Origin of the sequence: Campylobacter concisus (genome assembly GCF_002913865.1) — a bacterium.
GTDB classification, from domain to species: Bacteria; Campylobacterota; Campylobacteria; order Campylobacterales; family Campylobacteraceae; genus Campylobacter_A; species Campylobacter_A concisus_AM.
In genome coordinates this window covers 35407-43954 of record NZ_POYX01000016.1, presented here as the reverse complement: position 1 = coordinate 43954, position 8548 = coordinate 35407, and the positions used below count along the sequence as shown (strand labels likewise).

Sequence of the window (8548 nt, the reverse complement as noted above, 5' to 3'; positions counted from 1 at the left end):
ATCTATAAAGAAAATTTACATAGATTGTGACTATGAGATCAAAAATTTTGCAAATTTCATCTCAACTAAACTTGGTTTGGATGCCGAGTATATAAACATAAAAGTTGCAATAAATAACAAAAACTATACTATCAACGAGCGTTATAACATTATGGCTTTATATGGTAGGTTTTATACTAAAGAGCCATTTTATGAGAACTTTAACCTCTCAAATATGCTTCGCCCAGATCCATTTGTCAAAAGAAAAAGTGGTAAATTCTTGCTCACTTGCGCTGCGGCATTTGTGTTAAGTATGTTATATCCGGCTTACAACTACATAGCTGGTCTTGTTTTAGAAAAAGATAGCGCAAGGCTAAATGACGAATATAGCGTCCTAAACGCCCAAGAGACGCAGATAAAAGAGACGCTAGCTAAAATTTCAAGAGAACAAGAGGCGGTAAAAGAGCAAACTCAAAAAGAGAATGAAAAGCTAAATTTCAGAAAAGGTCTGCTTGCTGAGATCGAAAATAAAAAAGATAATTACGCCATGAAGGGTTTAAATCTTTTTAAAATTACCGATATTTTAAATCTAAATGCAGTTCATATCACAAACATCGTAAATAACGATAGAAATTTGACTATAACTGCGGTTAGCGATAATGAAAAAAGGATAACACAGTTGATCAAAGATATCAGCAAAGATGAAAAATACTTGGTAAATACTAAAAAAATTCGCTCAGATGACGCTAAACACGAGTATGAAAGTAATATAAGCATAGAGATTAAACAATGAGGCAAGATATTTTAAGCAAAATAGATCAATACTTTGATAGCAAAAAGCCAAACGAAACAAACCTCATTTTTCTTGGCTCAGCGCTTATTATAGCTTATCTTGTCTATATGCTATGCTTTGATCCTGCGCAAAATTTCTTTGATGAAAAGCTTGATAAACATACGAGAATTTCTACAAAGTTAGAAAACACCAGAAACTATCTAGCCTCAGTAAGCTCTCCTGATGATAGAAATTTTAAGATAAATGAAGAAAATAGAAATTTAAGCAATCTAAAACTTCGCTACACGAATATTTTGAAATTTAATACCTATTTTGATTCAAAGCTTAAAGAGCTTTCTTTTTTGCTTTTTGACAATCAAAACTGGGCAAACTATATAGATAGTATTGTGCTTTTGGCAAAGCAAAATAATATAAAAATTCTAGAGCTTAAAAGCGATATAAAAGAGCCAAATTTCCAAAAGATAGAGCAAATTTTAAATATAGATGTCACTTGTCTTGGAAATTTTAAAGATATGCTTAGCTATATAAACGGACTTGAAGAGTCAAAACTCGTAGTAGATCTTCACAAGATGGATATAAATTCCACTCAAAAAGATCTAGGAGCTAAGCTCTCTATCTCAGTGTGGGGTATGAAGTACTGATGAAAAAATTTGGTTTATTTTTAATTTTATCTCTTTGTTTATTTGGCAGTGAATTTGAAGGCGAGATGAAAAACTATGATGAAGTTTTTGTTAAGATAAAAGAGCAAAGAAAGGGGCTTAATAGCGGTGAAATTTCTAGCTTACAAGATCCTTTCAAGCTAAATTTGCCAGTTGCTCCAAAAGGCGATCAAAACACTACAAAATACTCTTCTGCAAGGGGGTTTATGCTAAAGGCCATTTTGCTAAATAAAGCAAATATAAATGGCAAGTGGTATAAAGTGGGGGATATGATTGATGATTACAATATCACAAGTGTTTATGGCAGCAAGGTTATCATCGTAAAAGATGATGAAAAACAAGAACTAACTCTTAAAAATGGAAGTAAAAATGTTGGTATCAAAATTAAGTAAATTTATTACAACTGCGGTGTTAGCTTCATTTTTAGCTACCCCTATGATGGCAAAACCAAGTACATGCTTGAGTAAAAATTTTAGTATGAAGATCACAGACGATATAAGTCTTGGAGATGTTTTAAATCAGCTCTCTGAAATGTGTGATTTTAGTATCGTTGCAAAAGATGCTTATAGTAAAAAAGAGCTTGATGATAAAGTCTTTGGCGTAAATATAAGAAACATGAGCCTAAGCGAGGTCTTTGATCTGCTTTTAAATGAGAAAAATTTAAGCTATGAGTTTTCAAATAATGTCTTAAAAATCTCATCGCTTCAAACAAAAATTTTTAAAATAGACTATATCACCTCTATCCGTGAAGGCACAGCTATCACAAAAGCTTCTGTTGATGCCTCTCCGTCAGAAGTAGGCAGTAGCTCAAGCAGTGATACTAGCTCAAATGATATAAAAAATGAAAACAACTTGATAAGAACAACTGAGAAATTTGACTTCTGGGAGAAGCTTGATGCTGAGCTAAAAGCTATCTTAAACAATAGCAGCGAGCACATCACCGCGCCAGATCCTATCATAAACCAAAATGCTGGACTTATCACGGTTACAGCGACCCCGTCACAGCTAAAACGCGTTGAAAAATATATAGCTGAGATGCAAAGAAGGCTTAAAAAACAAGTCATCATCGATGTTTCTATCATCGCAGTTGATCTAAATAATGAGTATAAGCAAGGTGTTGATTGGAGTAAATTTGAGCTTGGATTTAACTCATATATAGGTAACTCAGGCACAAATGCAAGCTCAAGTGCAAGCTGGACAAACAAGGGCAACAGCTTAAGCGATGGCTTTGGTCGCACACTAAATATCGCTGCAAATTTAAACTTTAGCCTTGATGGTATGATAAATTTCCTTGAAACAAATGGCAAAACAAAGGTCGTTTCAAGTCCAAAAGTAACCACGCTAAACAACCAACAAGCGCTAATCTCTGTGGGTGATAATATAAACTATCGCGTAATGGAAGAGACGGATAATGGCAGCAACAATAACAATAACAACAGGCTTACAACAACTTATAAGCAATACTCTGTATTTATCGGTATCTTGTTAAATTTACTTCCAGAAGTTTCAGATAACAACAAGATCATGCTTCGCATCAACCCAAGCTTAAGCAGCTTTAAGTATGCAGAAGACGACATAAGATCGCAAAATACAGCCATTAGAGAGATCGCCCCTGATACAGTTCAGAAAAAACTCTCAACCGTAGTTCAGGTAAATAGTGGCGATACGATCATACTTGGCGGACTTATCGGTCAGACTAAAAATAAGCAAAATACAGCCGTGCCACTTCTAGCTGACATACCTTTGATAGGAAGTGTCTTTAAAAGCACAAGAGATGGCGTAAAAACGACCGAGCTTATCTTTGTCATCACGCCAAGAGTTGTTGATCTTGAAGATCCAAAACCAGTTCAGCAGTCGCTAAAAGATCTAGGATTTTCTAAATCGATCTATGAGTAACAAAAATATTTATACACATATAAAAGATGTTTTCATAGACGAAGACGAGAGTTTAAATTTCGTAAATTTAGACAACTCTATAAGCTGCTACAACAAGATAGTTTTAGCTCTAAAAAAGCCACTTAAGCTCATCTTGTTTTATGGCAAGCCAGGTAGTGGCAAGACTTTTTTGCTAAACAAGATCGCAAGTGATCTAAAAGAGGATAAAAGTCTCATCTTTTTCCCACATCCATTTTTTAGTGAGGCGACATTTATCGAGGCACTTTGTGAGCAAATTTATGGAAAAAAGCTTGAAGATATAAACAACTTCGAGAGCTTTATAAAATTTTATTCAAAAGACTTTAGCAGTAAAGATGAAATTTTAAAAAATCAAATGACGGTTATCCTAGATGAAGCGCAGCTCTATCCGACCGAGCTTATCGAGAAGATAAGGCTTATGGCTGATACTAGGATGTTTAAATTTCTCTTTACGATACATAAAACCGAAAACGAAGATATTTTGGCAAAAGATTATTTTCAGACTAGAATTTGGGAAAGCATCGAGCTAAGTAGCGCTGATGTAAATGAGATCATCATCTACTTACAAAGAAAGCTTAGTCAAAAAAACTATGACAAATATCTTAAATTTGAGAAAAAAGATTACGAGTGCGCCTACTCATTTTGCGGTGGAAATTTAAGAACGCTAAACAAGATCATGTATAAATTCTATGAAATTTGCGAATATTACGAGCAGTATCAACCTTCAAAGCTTAGCGGCGATAAGGCAAATACCATGATACTCACCATGGCTGCACTTGATGCGGGGCTAATCGATGCTTGAACCACAAGAAATTCAAAGATTAGAAAAGCTTTATGAAAGCTACAAGAAAAAAAATGGCGGTTTTTTGCATAAAATTTTTAATGCCAAAAACTCTAAAATTTTAATCATCGAGCTTTTACTTATCATCATTTTGCTGGCTGCATTGATAGCGCTAAGCATAGAGAAAACTCCAAGTCTTGCAAGTAAAAGCGATAAAGTTTTAGCCAAAAATGCAACCGCAGTAAAAATGGTAGAAAAAAACGAGACAAATGCAAGCATGCTTAGCGAGCTAAAGCAAAAGAGCGAGGTTGCTAAGGCTAAATTTGAAGAGGGCAAGAAGCAAGATGAGCTAGCTGACAAGATAGCTAAAAAGCTTGAAGAGGTAGTAAAAATAAACGAAACAAACGATACTTCAAAAAATGACCAAAAAAAGCAAAGAAGCTCACAGGGTTGGCTTAAGCTAAATATCCCTGATGAAGAGCCACTTAGCGAACAAAATGGCATAAACGGCATGAGCGTGCCACAAGATGAAGTGATAGATCTTGAGGCAAAACCAGCTAGAAAACGTGTAAATATACAAGTAACTTCAGCATCAAATGAAGAGAGCATGCTAAGAGAGCAGTTTTTAAAGACAAACAATCCAACTATCGCACTTGAGCTTGCTAGATTAAATTTTAGAAATAATAATTTCAAAGAAGCTATAAAGTGGTCGCTTGCAGCAAACGATATAGATAATAGCTTAGAGGAGTCGTGGATCATCTTTGCAAAGTCAAAATATAAGCTAAAACAAAGCGATGATGCCGTCAAAGCTCTAAGGGAGTATAATAAAAACTTAAACAAAGCTTCGATAAATGAGCTTATAAATAAGATAAAAAGTGGAACATTATGAGATTTTTTGTTATTTTTTTGGTTTTTGTTTGTGAAGTTTTTGCTGTTAGCCTGACTGAGATAAGGGATGACTTTAACAGCGCAAACTATGCAAAAGTCTGCAACCAAAAGGTTGAGGAATTTTTAAAAACACAAAATAACGAAGAGCAAATTTCTATGTTTGGCATCGCTTGCATAAAGATGAACGATCTAAACAGGCTAGCAACTCCGATCGATAAGCTAGTAAAGAGCGAAAAATCAAGAGAAAATGCTGCCTATTTTGCTGACATCTTATTTAAGAAAAAGCTCTTGTTTCACGCTATGATAGATGGCGTTGATATAAGCTATATCAGGCTTCCAAAGAGTGATTATATACTTTCATTTTTGTTTGATAAATTTGTAAAAAAAGAGTATGTCGAAGAGCTTGGCACATTTATCTTTGAAGAGCCAAATTCTGACACAAGATATGAGATAAGCCCAACAAATGGACAAATACCAAAGCTAGTGCTTAAAATTTTTAAAAATAACGACCTGAAATCGCAAATAGAGTATAGATAATGAAAAATGTAGAAAATGTAATCTTAAAAAATATAGAACAAAACGGCAAACTAAGCACATCAGATATAGAAAAGATAAAGCAGATAAGCGAGCAAGAAGGCAAAGGCCTTGTTAAAATTTTAAGAGATGAAAATTTACTAAATGACGATGACTTTATGGAAATTTTGTCTGATATTTATAGGAGAGGGCATGTAAATATCGATGAAATTTCAAACGACCTTGAGCTTGATATCAAGGCTTTTGTTAAATTTATAAGCGAGAAATTTAAGGTTTTATACTTTGATCTTGATGATATCGACATCGACTACCGCATCAGCGAAAAGCTAAGCACCGCTCAGCTAAAGACATATAGCGCGATCCCAGTAAAAGAAGATGAGATAAGCGTATATGTCGCTTTTAAAAATCCATTTGACGTTATGGCTCAAGACAAGGTGCAAAATTTATTTAATAGAAAACTGCTAAAAGTTGCCATCGCTCAGCCAACTCAGATAGAAAAATATATAAGTAAGCTAGCACTAAATGAGAGCATAAAAGATGTGATAACAGAGATCAGAAGAGAGCTTTCAAGCTCGGCTAGCCAAGGGCAAAACAGTGAAAACTCTGGAATTTTAAAGCTAATAGAGATCATCTTAAAAACATCTATCCAAAGCAGAGCCAGCGACATCCACATCGAGCCAACCGAGACAAACTGCATCGTAAGAAGCAGGATCGATGGCATGCTAAGCGAGACATTTATATTTGATAAAGATATCTATCCGCCGATGGTTAGCCGCATGAAGCTGCTTTCAAACATGGATATCGCAGAGCGCCGCCGCCCACAAGATGGTAGATTTTCAGCTCAAATTTTAGACAAAGAGTATGATTTTCGTATCTCTACGCTACCTATATTAAATGGCGAAAGTATAGTTTTAAGAATTCTTGATAAGTCAAAGGTCATTATAAATTTAGAAGACCTCGGCATGCACCCAGACAACTTTTCTAAATTTAAAAAGAGCATGAAAGCACCTTATGGTATCATCCTTGTTACTGGTCCAACAGGATCAGGTAAGACTACGACACTTTATGGTGCGCTAAATGATATAAAAAGCGTAAAAACTAAGATCATCACAGTTGAAGACCCGGTCGAATACCAGCTAAATATGATCCAACAAGTGCATGTAAATGAAAAGGCTGGTCTTACCTTTGTTTCAGCGCTCCGTTCTATTTTGAGACAAGACCCAGACGTCATAATGATAGGCGAGATCAGGGATCAAGAGACGCTTCGCATAGCGATACAAGCGGCACTTACTGGTCACCTTGTCTTTTCTACACTTCATACAAATGACGCCATTAGCGCGCTTCCTCGTATGATAGATATGGGCATCGAGCCTTATCTAGTAAGTGGTGCGCTCGTTTGCATAGAGGCTCAAAGGCTTGTTAGAAAGCTCTGCCCACACTGCAAACAAAAGATCACTCTATCTCAAAAGGCATTTGACGAGGTTAAGAAATTTGTCCCTGAAAACTATCAGTTTTACAAAAGTGTCGGATGTCCGCAATGCTCACAAACAGGATATCTTGGACGTGAGATGATAAGTGAAATTTTACCTATTAGTGACCATATAGCAAGTATGGTTGCAAATGGTGCTTCTAAAGACGAGCTTAAAAGCGTAGCTTACGAAGAGGGCTTTATAGATATGTTTCATGATGGTGTCATAAGAGCGGCAAATGGCATAACTACGCTTGAAGAAGTTTATAGGGTTGCTAAGATATGAAATACTTTGAGGTTGAGTACATCCAAAACGGCAAACGCCATAAGATGAGCCTAAGAGCGAACAATAAAAGCGAGATCAAAGATAAAGCAAATGTTACTGGCATGATCGTAAAGATCAAGGAGACGCAAACTTCTAGCATAAATAACTTTGAAAATTTACAAAATGTGATCGCAAAGGCTTTTACTAACCCAAAGGTCAAAATACCAAATTTAGTTGCTACCATAAGACAGCTTAGCGTTATGACAAATGCTGGAATTTCTATCCACGATAGCATTAAAGAGGTTGCAAACTCCACCGAGGATAAGCGCCTTAAATTTATATTTCAAACCATAGATGAGGAGCTAAATCAAGGCTCAAGCCTTACAAATAGCATAGAAAATTTTAAAGAAGAGCTTGGCGACGTGACGCTAGCGATGATAAGGCTAGGGGAAAGCACTGGTAATATGGCTGACGCGCTTGCAAAGCTCGCCTCTATCTTGCAAGAAGTCTGGGATAATCAGCAAAAATTTAAAAAAGCTATCCGCTACCCGATAACCGTCATCTGTGCGATCATCATAGCCTTTGTCATCCTTATGATACTTGTTGTTCCGCAGTTTAGAGAAATTTTCGAGCAGTTAAATGCAGAGCTACCACTGCCAACTAAAATTTTGCTAAATATCGAATACGTCATGACAAACTACGGCTTTTATATCCTTGGAGCACTTGCATTTATCGGATATTTGCTTAGAAAATACTACCTTGATAGTGAAGAATTTCAAGATAAGGTCGATAAATACCTTTTGAAAGTCTATCTCATTGGTAAGATCATATTTTATTCAAATATGAGCAGGTTTAACCTTATCTTTACAGAGCTTGTTCGAGCTGGTTTGCCTATAGCAGATGCCCTTGATACGGCTGTGATAACGGTCTCAAACAAGGATATCAAAAAGAAGCTAAGCGGCGTTAAGATACTTGTTGGTAGGGGTGTTAGCCTAACGGAGGCCTTTAGAGATACAAATTTATATGAAAATATGCTCATACAGATGATAAGCGCTGGCGAGCAAAGCGGTAGCTTAGACGATATGACTGGAAAAGTTACTGACTATTACAGGATGAAATTTAACGATATCATTGATAATATCTCAAACTATATCGAGCCTATCTTGCTTGTTTTTATAGCGGGCATGGTGCTTTTACTGGCTCTTGGTATATTTTTGCCGATGTGGGATCTATCAAAAGCTGTTAAAAACTAAAATAATTAAAATCT

At 35.8% G+C, this 8548-nt stretch carries 8 protein-coding genes and 1 pseudogene; all 9 read left to right on the top strand.

What is annotated here, in order from left to right; genetic code table 11:
* A pseudogene (locus tag CYP77_RS00925) lies at positions 1 to 772 on the top strand (C4-dicarboxylate ABC transporter); the annotation flags it as partial.
* Positions 769 to 1413 carry a pilus assembly protein PilO gene (locus CYP77_RS00920; RefSeq protein WP_103567507.1) on the top strand — a complete coding sequence of 215 codons (645 nt, stop codon included), beginning with the start codon at positions 769 to 771 and terminating at the stop codon, positions 1411 to 1413. The pseudogene CYP77_RS00925 and the gene CYP77_RS00920, both read left to right, overlap by 4 nt.
* Positions 1413 to 1823 (top strand): hypothetical protein, encoded by a 411-nt coding sequence (locus tag CYP77_RS00915; RefSeq protein ID WP_103567508.1) that lies wholly within the window; start codon positions 1413 to 1415, stop codon positions 1821 to 1823. Before CYP77_RS00920 ends, CYP77_RS00915 begins: the two co-directional genes overlap by 1 nt.
* Complete coding sequence (gene mshL, locus CYP77_RS00910) at positions 1801 to 3327, top strand: pilus (MSHA type) biogenesis protein MshL (protein ID WP_103567509.1); 1527 nt, start codon at positions 1801 to 1803, stop codon at positions 3325 to 3327. The genes CYP77_RS00915 and mshL overlap by 23 nt, the downstream gene beginning before the upstream one ends.
* Entirely contained in the window at positions 3320 to 4147 is an 828-nt protein-coding gene (locus CYP77_RS00905; protein ID WP_103567510.1) for an ATP-binding protein, read from the top strand. Before mshL ends, CYP77_RS00905 begins: the two co-directional genes overlap by 8 nt.
* Positions 4140 to 5015: a CDC27 family protein gene (locus CYP77_RS00900; protein WP_103567511.1), complete on the top strand. Its 876-nt coding sequence runs from the start codon at positions 4140 to 4142 to the stop codon at positions 5013 to 5015. Before CYP77_RS00905 ends, CYP77_RS00900 begins: the two co-directional genes overlap by 8 nt.
* A complete protein-coding gene (locus tag CYP77_RS00895; RefSeq protein WP_103567512.1) occupies positions 5012 to 5551 on the top strand; it encodes a hypothetical protein in 540 nt (179 codons plus the stop codon). The genes CYP77_RS00900 and CYP77_RS00895 overlap by 4 nt, the downstream gene beginning before the upstream one ends.
* Positions 5551 to 7302: a GspE/PulE family protein gene (locus CYP77_RS00890; RefSeq protein ID WP_103567513.1), complete on the top strand. Its 1752-nt coding sequence runs from the start codon at positions 5551 to 5553 to the stop codon at positions 7300 to 7302. The genes CYP77_RS00895 and CYP77_RS00890 overlap by 1 nt, the downstream gene beginning before the upstream one ends.
* Complete coding sequence (locus tag CYP77_RS00885; RefSeq protein ID WP_103558075.1) at positions 7299 to 8534, top strand: type II secretion system F family protein; 1236 nt, start codon at positions 7299 to 7301, stop codon at positions 8532 to 8534. Before CYP77_RS00890 ends, CYP77_RS00885 begins: the two co-directional genes overlap by 4 nt.
* Positions 8535 to 8548 lie beyond the last annotated feature (14 nt).

Coding starts and splice junctions, on each gene's coding strand:
- CYP77_RS00895 (WP_103567512.1), top strand. CDS start 5,012: ATGAGATTTTTTGTTATTTTTTTGGTTTTTGTTTGTGAAGTTTTTGCT.
- CYP77_RS00915 (WP_103567508.1), top strand. CDS start 1,413: ATGAAAAAATTTGGTTTATTTTTAATTTTATCTCTTTGTTTATTTGGC.
- mshL (WP_103567509.1), top strand. CDS start 1,801: ATGTTGGTATCAAAATTAAGTAAATTTATTACAACTGCGGTGTTAGCT.
- CYP77_RS00905 (WP_103567510.1), top strand. CDS start 3,320: ATGAGTAACAAAAATATTTATACACATATAAAAGATGTTTTCATAGAC.
- CYP77_RS00890 (WP_103567513.1), top strand. CDS start 5,551: ATGAAAAATGTAGAAAATGTAATCTTAAAAAATATAGAACAAAACGGC.
- CYP77_RS00885 (WP_103558075.1), top strand. CDS start 7,299: ATGAAATACTTTGAGGTTGAGTACATCCAAAACGGCAAACGCCATAAG.
- CYP77_RS00900 (WP_103567511.1), top strand. CDS start 4,140: ATGCTTGAACCACAAGAAATTCAAAGATTAGAAAAGCTTTATGAAAGC.
- CYP77_RS00920 (WP_103567507.1), top strand. CDS start 769: ATGAGGCAAGATATTTTAAGCAAAATAGATCAATACTTTGATAGCAAA.